Genomic DNA, 13,025 nt, shown 5'->3' with positions numbered 1-13,025 from the left:
CAGGCGTGCACCAGCTGGAACGGGTGCGGGGTCTGCAGGGGTGAGGGGTGCTCCGGGGCGGCTGGGGTTCGTGGCCGGCAGCAGATCCGGGCGCTCAGTAGCCCGTCTGGTGGGCGGTCGTGGTGGCACGCGCGGCGTCGCCGATCAGCACGGCGAGCGCGTGACCGGCGTCAACGGCGGCCGCCAGGCGCTCGGTCAGCTCGGGGTCCAGGTGTCGGCCGCGGGCGCCGATGAGGAGCCCCTCCAGGTAGTGGACATCCGCGAGAATGCAGCGCCGGGCGTCCACCACGCCGGCCTGAACGTGCAGGGCGTCGATGTTCATCTCGCCGGCCAGGGCCGCGTGGTCAATGGCCTGACGGTTGGCCGTCGCGGTCTGCGCAGCGAGCAGGATGTCGAGGTGGACCGGGTCGGTGCAGACACGGGACCAGGCCCTGCTGGCTGCGGTGGCTTTGCTCCATACACGGCGGATGACGGACACGGCTCTCCCATGGGTTGATGGCGGGCAGTGCTGCGCCCCGCCTACGGACGGTCTGTCGGCGGGGCGTTGGGTGTGGCGGGTGGCCGGTCGGCCTGCCCGGTCACCGGGACCAGCCGCCCCGGGGCGGGGTGGTGGTGCCGGTGGCCGGACGGGGTGACCGGATCAGCTGGTGGCCGCGAGGGCGGCGGTGCGGGCGCGGTGGACGTCGTGGCGGCGGGGCCGGGTGCCGCTGTGGGAGGTGCACAGGGCGTTGGGCGGGGAGTCGCAGGCCGGGCAGGCGATGGCGAGCGCGGGGTTGGTCAGGGCGGGCGTCTGGTCCCGGGTGTCGGGGGCGTCCTGGGGTGTGGTCTCGTCGGGGTACTGGGCGACGAGCTGGTCCAGGAGCTGGCGGATGCGGTCGGCGTTGCCGCGGATCCACTCGGGGGTGAGGCGCTGGCCGTGGCCGGCGGTGTAGAAGGCGGCGGTGTCACGGGGGTCGGCGGCGAGCGCGTCCTCCAGGTGCGCAGCGGCCTCGACCATCGCGGTGATGGCGGGGGCTTCGGTACGGCCGAGGGGGCGGCTGTGCTCGCAGTGCTGGGTCTGAGGGGAGATCAAGGCTGTTCCTTTCGCGGGTGAGGGGGTGGTCGGGGCCGAGGGTCAGAGGGCGGCGGAGACGACGAGGAGGATGAGGGCGGCCGACCCGCCGATCAGGAGGGCGGCGCCGGCGTTGGCCCACCAGTAGTGGCCCATCGCCTTCTCGTCGCGGAGGTCGCTGAGGCCATCGGCGATGCGGGCGTGGAGAACGGCCAGCGGGGGCAGGGCGGCGTACCAGCGGCCCAGGCGGTCTATCTGGCCGGCGAGTTCGTCGTCGGGGAAGTGGCCGCCGTGGACGGCCTGGCGGTGGGCGTCGCCTTCGGCCGTCAGGTCGTCGGGCTGGTGGACGATGGGGCTGGTGGTGCGGCAGATGGTGCAGCGGTAGCGGTATCGGCGCACGGTGGTCGGTCTCCCGAGAGGGTGGTGTTTCGGGCAGGGAACGGCGACGCCCCGCCCGGAAGGTTCCGGGCGGGGCGCGAGGCCGAGCTGGGTGGGGTCTGTTCTCCGCGTTCTGGGCGGAGGGGCGGTCAGGTGTTGATCTGCCTGCGGACGTCTTCGACGCGGCGGAGGATCTCGTGGGCCATGTCGGTGATCGTCTGGAGCTGCCTGTCGATGTCGGCCGGGTCCGAGCCGGTGAACGAGAACGAGCGGCCGTCGTCGCTGCCCGGCTGCGGGCCGGTGAACGAGAACGACCGGTCGTCACGGTCCGGTTCGGGGTTGGTGAACGAGAACGACACAGGCAGCTCCTCCAGCGTCAGATGTTCATGTGTTGGGCGCGCCGGATGGCGGCCTCCCACACGCTACGCACCTGCGCTCCGCTGTGGGAGTCGTTCCAGGAGGGGATCGTCTCCCACTTCTTGCCGTGCTGGCGACGGGCCTCGTCCAGGAGCAGGTTCCCGGCGTCGCAGTAGGCGGCGTTGCGGGCGCCGGCCGCGGCGCGCAGGGCGCCGATGGAGCAGCGGGCGCCCTCGGGGTGGACGAGGCTGCGCCTGGCCCAGCCGTGGGTGTCGAGGAAGGTGAGGGCGTCGGTGAGGGTCTTCTCGACCGGGCCGGTCAGGCGCACCGGCGGGGCGACGGGCGGGTTGAGGGGAACCTGCGCGGGAGCCGCGGGGGTCGCCCGTGTCGTGAGGGCGGCGGGTTCCGGGGCGGGGTCGAGGAGCTGGAATGCCTTCGCGTACAGGTCGGAGTCGATGGGGTTGAAGTCGGAGTCGATGATGTCGGTCTCGGTATGGGTGTTCATGCTGCCCTCCACAGGCCGTTCTCGTTGATGACCTCGTCCCGCTTCTTCAGCTCGGACAGGCGCGGCTTGATGCGCTTGGCCGGGATCTCCAGCTTTCGGGCGATGGTCTCGGCGGTCATCGAAATGGACTGCTCCCGCAGGAGCTCGAGGATGCGCGGCTTGATCAGCTCCTGTCCCTCGGGTGCCCCTGTGGCTACGCCAGGAGCACCGGGCCTGCTGGATCCGGCGATTACCTGAAGGCCGCCGGGGTTGTGGTGGGGCGCCTCCTGCGAGGAGGGGGCGCCCTCGGCTGCGGCGAGGAGGTCGGCGAGGCTGCCGATCAGGTTCTTGCCGCGCTTGTCGACCATCGGCGTCTGGGCGATCGCGTCGCGCTCGCGCCAGGCGTCGCAGTCCTCGATTCCGACCGGCCGCTCGCCTCCGGCAAGGGAGACGGGCGGCACGTCCAGGTGCAGGGAGCGGAACTGGACGGCCTGCGAGCCGGGGGTAAGGAGGTAGCCCAGGCCGAAGGTGCCGTCCTCGGGGGCGGCGGCGACCTCGGTGGCCAGACCGGACATGTCCCGGTCGGCGACCTTGGCGTACTGGCCCGGCCACTGCGAGGGGATCATCGACAGGTCGAGGCCCTCCGCGCCCTCCACCGCGTTCGCCCCGACCAGCGAGCCCTGACCACGCGCGCAGCGCAGGAACACCGCGCCACCGCCGATCAGCAACTGGGAGCGGATCACCGTGGAGTTGCCGAGGTCTTCGGCCAGCGGCGTCTGGGTGGCCAGGACGACGCCGATGCCCCGCTTGAGGGAGCGTCGGGTCAGCTGCTCCACGATCGCCTTCGCCTCCAGGTGGTACGGGGAGGAAGCCGACAGCAGCATGTGCGCCTCGTCGACGACGAACTCGATCAGCGGGTCGGTGAAGGGGAAGGCCGGGCTGCGGTAGCGGGCCTCGCGGTCGAGCATCATCGCGTAGGCCAGGCGCAGCGCGCCCATCGCCTCGTCCAGGCCGTCCCCGAGGTACGCGGCCAGTGAGGCGCCGGCAATGGTCCCGGCCTGCGGGGAGGCGAGGACCACCGCGACACCGGAGCGGTGCGCGGAGAGCAGGATCTGCTCCAGCAGCCCCGACTTGCCCGACCGCGACCCGCCCACCAGGTAGAGGTGACGGGCGCCGGAGCCGGGCTGCGCCAACGGCAGCAGGGCGGGGCGGCCGTCGACGTAGGTGCCGGCGCGGACGTAGCCGCGCGAGTCCATCGACAGCTCGTCCAGGACCGAGGAGAGCATCGTGCCGTGCATCAGCGCGTGCTCCCGCATCACCCGGATCCCCATCTGCGACGGCTTGTCGCCGGGGGCCAGGGCGATCTGGATCGTCTCCAGGTCGAGGTTGCCCGCGAGGTCCTGGAGGTTGACGGTTCCGATCGCCCTGCGGTCGCGGGTGGCGATGCCTTCCCAGTCCAGCGGCCCGTCGTAGCGAATGAGGGTCAGGGTGGTGCCGGGCATCGCCCCTTCCGGCACGCCCACAAACGCGTCCCACAGCTCCTCGGGAGTCGTGGGGGCACCAACCGCGATCTGCGGCTGCTCCGCCGGCACCCTCAACTGCACGGTGACCGGCAGCGCGTTCGGCGCATAGTGCTTGGGGTCACCCAGATCGACCTGCGAGACGGGGACCCGGTAGACGGAGGCGATGTCAGCCGCCTTCACCCTCACCTGCTGCCCCTGCGGCAGGGTGATGATCCCGGTGAACGCCACGTGATCGCCGTCGGCCTCGAGGGCGAAGTGCTCCAGGTTCGCCCCGGCCTGGATGAGGGCGCGCCCCTCGGTCTGGGTCGGGCCGGAGATGAACTCCTTCCAATAGGCGGTGATGAGCTGTTCCTGCGACGTCAGCCCGACCGCCGTACCCGCGCCCGTGGTCGTGGGTACGAGGGCGGGGGTGTGGCCGGTGATGTTGCGGTGGTGCGCGAGGGCGGCCGCTCCGGCCGGGACCGCGAGCCCGAGGGCGATCAGCGGGTTCATGCCGCTGGCGAGGACCTCGCTGGCGGCGATGCCGCAGCCGGTGGTCGTGAGCCCGCACGCGATCAGGGACCGCAGTACCGGGGCGGAGGTGTTGACGGCCCACGCCCCGGCCCCGGCCGCCGCGGCGGCGAGGGCGGACCAGGGGCCGACGACGAGTGGCACCACCGCGAGAGCGGCGGGCGCGTACTGGATGAACTGTGCTCGGGTCGGCCCCATGATCCTCTGTGCTCCTTACTGCTGGGTGTAGAAGCTGGCTTCGGCCATCTCGACGGGGGAGGTGTCCACGGCGTCGGCGATCCCTCCGTGGTCGCTCTCGGTGGTCGTCTTCGCGTCATCGGCGGCCGCGGAGGCGCTGTCGGCGGCGGAGGTGTAGGCGCCTGCCGCGTCCTTGACTCCGGTCATGGTCAGCGCGGCGTCGGCGAACTCGGAGGTCGTGGCGTCGTCGACGGCCAGCGCCTTCATCGTTTCGGAGGCGTCCAGCATCTGCTCGGCCGCGTCGTCGACGTCGGAGGCGAGGGTGGTGACGGTCTGTGCGTGGGCGTGGACCTTGTGGGTGAGCCAGGCCAGCTTGGTACGCAGGGCCGCGTAGTTCGCGGCGTCCTTCAGGGTCTCGGTGACGGTCATGTGGGGCCTCCCTATCGGGCGTTGTAGAAGTCGCGTTCGGCGGGCTTGGTCAGGGGGGAGTCGGCGACGGCCCTGAAGATCGGCCCGTGGCGGAGCTCCGCGTTCGCGGACGCGGTGCGGCAGGCCTCCTCGCCGCCCTGGATCTTGTCGTGGACGTCCTTGGCGGCGGCGGCCTGGAGGTCGAGCTGCTCCTTGAGGTATTCGCACTTGCCGATCAGGTTCGCGCCGACGCCCTTCGCGGTGATCTCGGCGATGAGCGAGTCGCAGTCCGTGGCCAGCTCCGTGGACTCGTCCATGAGTTCCAGGGCGGTGTCGGTGCTGGCCTGGCACAGGGTGGCCGAGCCTTCGGCGAGGTCGATGACCTGGGTGAGGGTCATGACCTCACCACCGCTGTAGGTGCGGGACTTCCCCGCGGCGGTCGTGACGTGGGTGCCCTTCTCGTCGACGGTCGCGGAGTGCGGTACGGGCGGGTTGGGCTGCATCGCGGGGTCCTTCCGGATGTGTTCGGGCAGCGGGACGGTGCGGGGCGGGGGGACAGTGCCCACCGGGGGAACTGCCGACCCCGGCACACCCGTCGGCGGTGGGGTCGAGGGAGCCGTCGGCGGAGGTGTTGACGGCGGAGCCGTCGGGGGCGGAGGAGCCGTCGGAGGTGTGGTCGGGGTCGTCGGCGGTGGGGTCGGCGGAGCCATCGTCGGAGGCGGGGGAGCCGTCGGAGGAGTCGTCGGGGGTGCGCTGGGCTTGGGCGGCACGGTGGCCGCAGAAGGCCCTGAAGCGGGCCCGGTGGAAGTGGAAACGGAAGGCTTACCGGTCGGCTTCTTGAGGTAGCCGGAACGCCATCCGTCGCGCAGGCCACCGGCCATATGGGCGCCCGCCAGAAGACCGTAATGCGTTTTCGCCGCGACGTTGTACGGCGCGTTTCGGAATGTGTCCGGCGCTCGGGTCGGATTCCATTTCTCTTTTGTTTTAGCGGGGGGTTTCTTGATTCCCGCCTGTTCGTATTTCCCATTCGCCTTCTCCACGCCGAACAGGTAGCTGATGGCGAGAAGTACCAGGAGTTCCATGACCCTCCCTTCTGTGACTCTGTGTGGTTGCGGTCGGTTACCGGTTACCGGTTACAGCCCTCAGAGACCCGCCGAACCCCCCGCTGGAGGGTCCGAACCAGGGTTCTGGGTGCCTGTAACCGGTAACCGGTAACCGCGATCTGTCACTCAGCGCGACGACGAGCCGATGTTGTTCACGGTCGTGTTCGCCGTGTTGAAAACCGACTCCAGCGTGGTGCGGATCTCCTCACTGAAAGGCGTGTACGGCAAGAAGATCCCAGAGACGATCAGCATGATGCAGACCGCCATCTGCTTTCCCTTCGTCTTCTTGAAGGTGAAGAACAGGGCCCAGCAGAACAGGGCGAGAGCGAAGAACTGAAGCGTCATTTCATGCACCCTTCTCGAAGGTGAATCCCTTGTCGTTCATGGGGGTTACCGCGCCCGAACCGGAGGGCGCGGAAAGCTTCTTGTAGGCGATGAATCCACCGCCTCCGACAAGCGCCACCCACAGCCACGGACTGGAGGTGATGCCGCCGCCGGCACCGTCACCGGAGGACTTCTGGGCCCTGGGGGCCGTCCCGCTGAAGACCGGGGCGTCGCACTCGGGGATCCTCGCGATGTCGTACGAGGCGGCCTTGGCGACCGCCGCCGAACGGGCCTTCATGCACTCGCGGTAGACAGTCATCTCCCGCTCGTACGTGACCTTGGCGGCGGCCTCCTCGGTCTGCGCCCGCTGCTTGTCGGCCTCCGCTTCGACCAGGGCGTTCGCGGCGCTCTCCTGGGCCCGAGCACGCTCCTGGGCGGCCTGCTCGTTCTGCAGGCTGGTGATGGCAATGACCGTGCCGCACACGGCGACGACGGCGATCGTGCCGCACACGGCGAGCGCCGCGGTGTTGCGGCGCATCCCGCCGACCGCGGCGGACAGACGCGAGGCCGCGGGCTTCTCCGGTTTCTCCGGTGTCTGCTCCTGGGGGGTCTGAGGGTTCATGCGGGTGAACTCCTTGTCCCAGTCGATTCCGGACATGGGGCCAGCTCCTTTTCGATGTCGTTCGAGTCCACCCCGGCATCCGCCGGAAGCAGGTCCTGATCAGGGGAAACGCGCTGTGATGTACTGGATGGGTGACTGCTTCCGGCAGTCGCGACGAGGGCCAGCCCGATTCACGCGGGCTGGCCCTCATTGGTGTGTGCCGGATGTCTGAGAACTCGCTGGTCAGCGCCGCTTGCGCGGCAGCAGCCAGGGGTGGCACCACCAGCAGGTGGGGCCGTGGTCGTGCAGCGTGCGGGAGTGGACCAGCAGGAACGGCGTGGCCAGCATCGTGACGAGCGCGATCAGGACGAGGATCACGCCGATCGCGTACTCCAGGTTGCTCATGTCGAGTTCCTCTCAACTCAGTGGACGTTCCGTCATTGCTCGGGGAGGGGCGGGCGAGCGCCTGGCGCTCGCGCTCACACACCGGCCCGCGCTCGGGATGCGAGCGCGGGCCGGTGTGTGAGCGTGGGCGCCAGGTGGTGAGCGCGTCGCGCTCACCGGCGCTCACCTACGCGCCCGGGGTGGCCTCTTCGACCTGAGCGCGCAGACGCTGGGCGGTCTGGCGGGAGACCGGAGTGTCGGACAGTTCCGCGTCGGTGAGCGCGTCGCGGATCTCTGTCCACTGCGGTCGGCGCCCGAGCTCGGTGTAGAGCCGACGGATGCGGGAGTGGCGGCGCTCGGTGAGCGCGTCACTCTCGCTGCGCGTGAGCGCGCCGTCCGCTCGGTGAGCGTCGATATCGTCCGTGGCGCGCTCACCCTCGTGAGCGCCGGAGGTGAGCGCTGGGCGCTCGCGCTCACTGTCTGTCTCTCCGGGCGCGAGCGCGCTCACGTCCGGGTGGGCGCGGGCGCTCTCCTCCACCCGCTCGACAGTGAGCGCATCCTCGGGCGTGAGCGTGTCGGCGAGCGCGGCGGGCGCCTGCCCGAGCTTGAGCGCCATCCGCTTGTCCAACGGAGCCTTCCAGCGCCACAGCAGACCGAAGTCTTCCTTGAGCTGCGCTCGCATGTAGGTCTCCTCCTGGAGGCGGGTGAGCGCCTGCTGGTAGGAGGTGATCTCCCACAGGATCATCCGGCGGCGCAGCCGGGCGGTCGGGAAGGGAGCGAGGATCCAGCGGGAGCGGCGTACCGTCTCCATGCGCGTCTTGCCGGTGACCGCGCCGATCCTCGTGCCGTACACGTGCGAGGCGATCTCGGAGAAGATCACCCAGAGCAGCGTGAGGGCGGCGTGCCCGATGCGGCCTCCGGGGGTGGAGGACGCCTGCCAGTTCAGGTAGACCGTCACCGCCGTCAGCACCCGAGGAACCCACCGGATCCAGCGGAGCTCCATGCCCATCCGGATCAGGATGAGGCTGGCGCCGGTGAACGCGGGGATCGCGACGTCGATGCCGACGGGCAGCAGCCACGGCCAGTCCCAGCCCCACGTAGCCGCCTTGGTCTCCAGCGCGGTGTAGGAGGAGAGCAGCCCGAGGGTGGAGACGACCGCGGCCGCCAGGACGATCCCGACGACCAGCACCAGCTCCTGGCCGGACAGCGGCGGCACCCCGCCGGCGGGCCGGGCCTCGTCGCGGGCCTTGCGCCGCTTGGCGCGCGACTCGGTCCGGATCTCCCGGCGCCGCGCCCGCTGGACGGTGCGCTGCGTCGCCGCCTCGAGGATCCGGTCGGCTTCGGCGCGGGCCTGGGCGGCGGCGGCCTGGTCGGCCGTGGCCTGCGCCGCCGCCTCCCGGGCCGTGTTCGCGTCCGTCTCGGCCTGCTCGCGCAGCCGGGCGACGTCCTTGTCGGCGGCGACCCGCAGCTCCTCAGCGGAGGTGCGGGCGTCGGCCAGGGCACGGTCGGCGTCGGTACGAAGGCCGGCGGCCACCTTCTCGGCTCCGGCCCGTACCTGCGCGGCCTGGCCGTCCGCGCTCTCCCGCATCCGGTCGGCCTCGCCCCGCGCCTGCTCCAGCACCTGCTCGGCGTCGGTGGTGGCCCGGGTGCGGGTCTGCGCCGCGGTGCGCTCCGCACCGGCCAGCAGCTCGGTGCGCTGCGTCTCCGCGTCGGCAAGGGCCTTCGCGGCGGCCTGCGCGGCCTCGGTGCTGACCTGTTCCGCCTGCGCGGCCGCCGTGGTGGTGACCTCCTGTGCCTGACGGCGCGCGTCGGCGAGCAGCTGCTCCACCGTCACCTTGGCGTCGGCAAGGACCTTCTCGGCTTCACTGGCCGCCGTCGCCGCGACCGTGTCGGCCTGGCGGCGCGCGTCGGCGAGCAGCTGCTCCGCCGTGGCTTCGGCGGTTGCGCGGACCTGGTCGGCGTCGGCCGCCGCCGTGGTGGCGGCCTCCGTACGGGCGCCCTCCATCAGTTCGTCGGCGAGCGCCTGGCCGTCGGCGACGATGCGGGCCGCAGCGTCGGCGGCCTGGTCCCGGAGGTCGGCGGCGCGGTCCGCGGCGTCGGCCAGGACCGGGTCGGCCTCCAGGTGCACCAGCGGGACGGTGGTCTCGGGGGCGGCGGCCTGGGCGGGGATGGAGGCCGGCGTCGCCGGTGCCTTGGCGCGCCCGGCGCCGCGGGGCTTCGCGGTCGTCGCTGGCTGGCGCCTGCGGCGGGTGGCGGGCTTGGTGGCCACGGGGTGTCCTCTCTCTTCCGGGCGCCTCGTGCAAGAGGGCACCGTGGATCTACGGCGGTGGGTAAGGTCGTGACCAGGCCCTCCGGGGCCCCGGCAGCTGAAATGCCGGGGACTCGGAGGGCCGTTGTGCTGGGGTGGTCAGCGCGGGGCGGGCAGCGTGCTGCGGTCCTGCGCGAGGTGCTGGCGCAGCCAAGCGACGGCGGCCGGGGTCATCGCCCCGGTGTCCGTCTCGCTCAGCGGCGCGGTGTCGATGTCGTGCATCGCGTCCGTCGCCGGGAGCGGCCGCATGTAGTCGGGGTCGATCCCGGCGCGGGCGCGGTTGCCGCTCAGCTCCGTCAGGTCGTACAGGAGCTTGCCGTTGTGGACGTTCGTCCAGGACCGCTCCACCCGGCCGACGAACGTGTGGCCGGGCAGACCGAGCCAGAACCGCTCGACATCGCGGAACAGGACCAGGTCGCCCTTGATGTAGTGGGTCTGCGGTCGTACGGCGGGCTGCGTCTGCGGCTGCTGTGCCATGGGGTCTCCTCGTATCTCGTGCACCGGCGCGGGGCCGGCGGATCCGGCCTGTCCGGCTCCCAGTCACCGCCCGACCCGGCCGCCAGGAGAGGCGGTCGGTGCGGGCGAATCAGGCAGCCGTCAGACCGTGGCGAGGGGCCGGTGCGGGGCGATGATCTGGCCGTCGGGCAGCAGCTCCCCGGTGTCCTCAAACAGCAGGAGGCCGTTGCACAGAAGGCTCCAGCCCTGCTCCGGGTGAGCGGCCACGACCTGCGCGGCCTCACGGTCCGAGCGGGTGGCCGTCGGGCACTTCGGGACGTGCGTGCACGGCGAGTCCGGCATCTGGGTGGTGCCGGTGGGGGGCGTCGCGGTGTCGAGCTGGTGGCTGCTTTCCATGGGGCTCTCTCTCCTGCGGGGAGGAAGGCGGTCCCGGGATTTTCCCGGGCTGGAGACGTACGAGAAGGCCGGTTGCCCGTCGTGCGGACAGCCGTTGTGCGGCGGTGCTGCGAGGCGGGCAGGGAGTTGCCCGCGGCTCCCGTATGGCGGGAGTCAGGCGGTGTGCTTGCGGGCGGCGCGGCGCTTCATGCGGCGGCGGTCGTCCTCGTCGGTGCCGCCCCACACCCCGGACTCGGTACGGTCCAGGGCGTCCTGGAGGCAGTTCTCCATCAGCGGGCAGCGGCGGCAGACAGCCTTCGCTTCCTCGATCTGGAGCAGCGCCGGGCCGGTGTTGCCGATGGGGAAGAACAGCTCGGGGTCTTCGTCGGCGCAGGCCGGGCGGGGCTTGGCGGGCGCGGCGGTGGAGATGGCGTCGTGGTCGTACGGGGCGGTGCTTACGATGGTGAACACATGGGCCTCCCAGAAGGTCCGGTAGTACGAAGCGGCCCCGGGGATGCGAGCCCCGGGGCTGTTCTATGTCGGCGGCCGGAGGAGCCGGAGCGGGCGGGAGCTCCCGGCGCTCTCCGCCGGCCCCGCCCGGTGAAGGCGGCGGGGACGACGGGCTACGCCGGGAAATCAGCGCTGCCGGTTGGACTGGCGGGCGTGGTAGGCGTCCTGGAGCTCGGCGAACCGCTCGTGGATCGGGGCCCCCTCCGCACACGGCGTCTCGCCCTGGCAGGCCGGGCAGGCGGCGGTGTGCTTGGTGGAGTCCTCGAACGCCTTCATGTAGCGGACGAACAGGTCATCCGAGTTGCGCGCGGTCATCGGCGGTTGCTCTCCGACCTCTTGTTCTGCTCCGCGTTCTTCCGCGACAACTCCTCGCGTTCCGCGTCGGTCAGGCAGGTGACGGCGTTGTTCATCACTTACCTCCCCGCGCCCGGCGCAGCGCCTCGTCCATGTCCGGGTCCGAGTCCGAGTTGCCGAGCGGGCGTGCGATGCTGATCTGCATCAGGTCCTCCGATTCAGGTCCTGGACAGCCCCGGGGGGTTCCAAGTCGCCGGGGCTGTCGTCGTGTTGGCTGGTCGTACGACCAGCCACGACCATCGGCCATCCCCTGAGTGCAGGAGGGGGTGGCCGGTGATCGTGGGTGTCCGTCCGGGGCCGGCCGGTCAGGCCGCGGCGTACTCGGGGCGGCAGCCGGAGCGGATCGTCCGGCGCAGGCGGGCGGCGTGGGGGATCAGGACGTCGACCAGGCGCTCGCGGACACGCGCGGTGATCGACGGGTCGGCCGCGAGGATGTCCCGAGCCGCATCCCGTCGCGCCCCGGACTCCGCGATGACGTCGTCTCGGGCTTTGGTCTTTCCCTTCTTCACCGTGGACGCGGCGTCCCATCGGGCCAGCTCGCCTGCGGTCACCAGCTCGTACATCTCCAGCGGCGTACCGAAGGCGACGTCGAGGTCGACGTCGAAGTCGGCGGAGAGCGGGATGTCGAGCTCGTCCAGGAGCGCGAGCGTCTCGGCGTCGAACAGCTCGTCGGTGCTGGGCCGGTGGGACATCAGGGTCGGGGTGGCGGGCATCAGGACCTCCAGGTTGCGGCGCGTCAGGCGGGACGGGAGCAGAAGGCCCCGGCCTCGTCCCCCGCGCGGAGCGGAAGCCGAGGCCGGGGCCGTGGATGGTTGTGCAGGTCAGGCGGCGAGTGCGGACCTGTTGCAGCGGGTGGTGTACGCGGCGGCGGTCTCGCCCGGGGTCGGGGCGAGCAGCGCGGCCCTGACCGCAGTCACCAGGGCGGTGTGCGCGGGCTGGTCCGCCGGGGTCAGGGGGCGGCTCCAGACCGTGGCCAGGTGCGTGTAGGCGGCGCGGGTGAGGTGCTCCGCGAGGACGTCGCTCGCGCACCGGCCCTGGTCGGCGTCGGCCAGGGCGCGAAGGACGCCGGTGGCCAGGGCGCGGACGGAGCGGCGGTCCCCAGCGGTCGGGGCGACCATGGCCAGCGGGGCGCTGGCGGGTCCGTCGACGGCCGCACCGCGAATCGGGAGGATCGCGTCGGCGGGGGCCGTGCGGGCGGCGTCGGCCTGGCGGGCGGCGGGCATCGCACGCTCCCACTGGGCTCGCCGGTCGGCGGGGCGCTCCTGGGGCCGGCTGACCTTGAGGGTCTGGACGGTGGGGCGGCGGTGGCGGGTGATGTCGACGGCGAGGCGCTCCTCGCTTGCCCAGTCCCTGTACTGGCGGCGCCAGGCGTAGTTGGTGATGTCCACGTCGACGAGGCGGTTACTGGAACTGCAGCGGATCGCGTCGGCGACGCTGGCCTTGCCGGTGTGGTGCGGGACGAGCTTGAGCAAGTAGGTACCGCGGTTGGGGGTCAGAGCCACCCAGGTGCCGCAGTCCGGGCACACCACCGAGATGCGGCGGGTCTGCGTGGTCTCCACAGTCCTCATGTCGATGTGTCCGGGCGACAGGGTCGAGAGGACGATCGCGGGGAGGGGGCTGACGCGGGAGGTACGGGTGCGGCCCTTGCGCTTAGCGGCCTTGGGCATGGCGAACTCAGGCATGGCAACTCCTCGGCAGGAAGAGGGAGGGGTGTTCGCGGGG

General features: G+C 71.6%; 18 protein-coding genes. All 18 read right to left on the bottom strand.

Annotated features, from left to right (window positions below; translation table 11 throughout):
* Positions 1 to 94: 94 nt before the first annotated feature.
* Positions 95 to 478 (bottom strand): hypothetical protein, encoded by a 384-nt coding sequence (locus ACGFU7_RS34885; protein ID WP_393701314.1) that lies wholly within the window; start codon positions 476 to 478, stop codon positions 95 to 97.
* 162 nt (positions 479 to 640) lie between these two features.
* Positions 641 to 1,072 carry a hypothetical protein gene (locus ACGFU7_RS34880; protein ID WP_393701312.1) on the bottom strand — a complete coding sequence of 144 codons (432 nt, stop codon included), beginning with the start codon at positions 1,070 to 1,072 and terminating at the stop codon, positions 641 to 643.
* Between the two features lie 42 nt (positions 1,073 to 1,114).
* A complete protein-coding gene (locus ACGFU7_RS34875) occupies positions 1,115 to 1,450 on the bottom strand; it encodes a hypothetical protein (protein ID WP_393701311.1) in 336 nt (111 codons plus the stop codon).
* 128 nt (positions 1,451 to 1,578) lie between these two features.
* A complete protein-coding gene (locus tag ACGFU7_RS34870; protein WP_393701309.1) occupies positions 1,579 to 1,788 on the bottom strand; it encodes a hypothetical protein in 210 nt (69 codons plus the stop codon).
* Between the two features lie 17 nt (positions 1,789 to 1,805).
* Positions 1,806 to 2,291 (bottom strand): hypothetical protein, encoded by a 486-nt coding sequence (locus tag ACGFU7_RS34865; protein WP_393701307.1) that lies wholly within the window; start codon positions 2,289 to 2,291, stop codon positions 1,806 to 1,808.
* Positions 2,288 to 4,501 (bottom strand): hypothetical protein, encoded by a 2,214-nt coding sequence (locus tag ACGFU7_RS34860; protein ID WP_393701305.1) that lies wholly within the window; start codon positions 4,499 to 4,501, stop codon positions 2,288 to 2,290. Before ACGFU7_RS34860 ends, ACGFU7_RS34865 begins: the two co-directional genes overlap by 4 nt.
* A gap of 15 nt (positions 4,502 to 4,516) precedes the next feature.
* Positions 4,517 to 4,909 carry a hypothetical protein gene (locus tag ACGFU7_RS34855; RefSeq protein ID WP_393701303.1) on the bottom strand — a complete coding sequence of 131 codons (393 nt, stop codon included), beginning with the start codon at positions 4,907 to 4,909 and terminating at the stop codon, positions 4,517 to 4,519.
* 11 nt (positions 4,910 to 4,920) lie between these two features.
* Positions 4,921 to 5,454, bottom strand: a complete 534-nt coding sequence (locus ACGFU7_RS34850; protein ID WP_393701302.1) for a hypothetical protein — start codon at positions 5,452 to 5,454, stop codon at positions 4,921 to 4,923.
* 663 nt (positions 5,455 to 6,117) lie between these two features.
* The gene (locus ACGFU7_RS34845) at positions 6,118 to 6,336 is read right to left on the bottom strand and encodes a hypothetical protein (RefSeq protein WP_331725520.1); all 219 of its coding nucleotides are present in this window, start codon (positions 6,334 to 6,336) and stop codon (positions 6,118 to 6,120) included.
* 1 nt (position 6,337) lies between these two features.
* On the bottom strand, positions 6,338 to 6,973 hold the full coding sequence (locus ACGFU7_RS34840; protein WP_393701300.1) for a hypothetical protein: 636 nt from the start codon (positions 6,971 to 6,973) through the stop codon (positions 6,338 to 6,340).
* 186 nt (positions 6,974 to 7,159) lie between these two features.
* Entirely contained in the window at positions 7,160 to 7,321 is a 162-nt protein-coding gene (locus ACGFU7_RS34835; protein WP_393701298.1) for a hypothetical protein, read from the bottom strand.
* A gap of 166 nt (positions 7,322 to 7,487) precedes the next feature.
* Complete coding sequence (locus tag ACGFU7_RS34830; protein ID WP_393701296.1) at positions 7,488 to 9,569, bottom strand: DUF2637 domain-containing protein; 2,082 nt, start codon at positions 9,567 to 9,569, stop codon at positions 7,488 to 7,490.
* 138 nt (positions 9,570 to 9,707) lie between these two features.
* Positions 9,708 to 10,085 carry a hypothetical protein gene (locus ACGFU7_RS34825; RefSeq protein WP_393701294.1) on the bottom strand — a complete coding sequence of 126 codons (378 nt, stop codon included), beginning with the start codon at positions 10,083 to 10,085 and terminating at the stop codon, positions 9,708 to 9,710.
* A 120-nt stretch (positions 10,086 to 10,205) separates the two neighbouring features.
* The gene (locus ACGFU7_RS34820; RefSeq protein WP_393701414.1) at positions 10,206 to 10,406 is read right to left on the bottom strand and encodes a DUF5999 family protein; all 201 of its coding nucleotides are present in this window, start codon (positions 10,404 to 10,406) and stop codon (positions 10,206 to 10,208) included.
* A 207-nt stretch (positions 10,407 to 10,613) separates the two neighbouring features.
* Positions 10,614 to 10,868: a WhiB family transcriptional regulator gene (locus tag ACGFU7_RS34815; protein ID WP_393701412.1), complete on the bottom strand. Its 255-nt coding sequence runs from the start codon at positions 10,866 to 10,868 to the stop codon at positions 10,614 to 10,616.
* A 207-nt stretch (positions 10,869 to 11,075) separates the two neighbouring features.
* Complete coding sequence (locus tag ACGFU7_RS34810) at positions 11,076 to 11,264, bottom strand: hypothetical protein (protein ID WP_393701292.1); 189 nt, start codon at positions 11,262 to 11,264, stop codon at positions 11,076 to 11,078.
* Between the two features lie 344 nt (positions 11,265 to 11,608).
* Entirely contained in the window at positions 11,609 to 12,016 is a 408-nt protein-coding gene (locus tag ACGFU7_RS34805; RefSeq protein ID WP_393701290.1) for a hypothetical protein, read from the bottom strand.
* Positions 12,017 to 12,124: 108 nt separating this feature from the next.
* Positions 12,125 to 12,985, bottom strand: coding sequence for a hypothetical protein (locus ACGFU7_RS34800; RefSeq protein WP_393701288.1), 861 nt, complete (start codon positions 12,983 to 12,985; stop codon positions 12,125 to 12,127).
* Between the last annotated feature and the right edge of the window lie 40 nt (positions 12,986 to 13,025).

The sequence above is a fragment of the Streptomyces sp. NPDC048473 genome, from assembly GCF_043200155.1.
Lineage (GTDB): Bacteria > Actinomycetota > Actinomycetes > Streptomycetales > Streptomycetaceae > Streptomyces.
Note: the sequence above shows the minus strand (reverse complement) of the source record. Positions and strands in the feature narration are given on the sequence as shown.

Bases quoted from the DNA above. Each gene is read 5' to 3' on its own strand.
- ACGFU7_RS34865 (WP_393701307.1), bottom strand. From the start codon at position 2,291: ATGAACACCCATACCGAGACCGACATCATCGACTCCGACTTCAACCCC.
- ACGFU7_RS34860 (WP_393701305.1), bottom strand. From the start codon at position 4,501: ATGGGGCCGACCCGAGCACAGTTCATCCAGTACGCGCCCGCCGCTCTC.
- ACGFU7_RS34855 (WP_393701303.1), bottom strand. From the start codon at position 4,909: ATGACCGTCACCGAGACCCTGAAGGACGCCGCGAACTACGCGGCCCTG.
- ACGFU7_RS34845 (WP_331725520.1), bottom strand. From the start codon at position 6,336: ATGACGCTTCAGTTCTTCGCTCTCGCCCTGTTCTGCTGGGCCCTGTTC.
- ACGFU7_RS34840 (WP_393701300.1), bottom strand. From the start codon at position 6,973: ATGTCCGGAATCGACTGGGACAAGGAGTTCACCCGCATGAACCCTCAG.
- ACGFU7_RS34835 (WP_393701298.1), bottom strand. From the start codon at position 7,321: ATGAGCAACCTGGAGTACGCGATCGGCGTGATCCTCGTCCTGATCGCG.
- ACGFU7_RS34825 (WP_393701294.1), bottom strand. From the start codon at position 10,085: ATGGCACAGCAGCCGCAGACGCAGCCCGCCGTACGACCGCAGACCCAC.
- ACGFU7_RS34820 (WP_393701414.1), bottom strand. From the start codon at position 10,406: ATGCCGGACTCGCCGTGCACGCACGTCCCGAAGTGCCCGACGGCCACC.
- ACGFU7_RS34810 (WP_393701292.1), bottom strand. From the start codon at position 11,264: ATGACCGCGCGCAACTCGGATGACCTGTTCGTCCGCTACATGAAGGCG.
- ACGFU7_RS34805 (WP_393701290.1), bottom strand. From the start codon at position 12,016: ATGCCCGCCACCCCGACCCTGATGTCCCACCGGCCCAGCACCGACGAG.
- ACGFU7_RS34800 (WP_393701288.1), bottom strand. From the start codon at position 12,985: ATGCCTGAGTTCGCCATGCCCAAGGCCGCTAAGCGCAAGGGCCGCACC.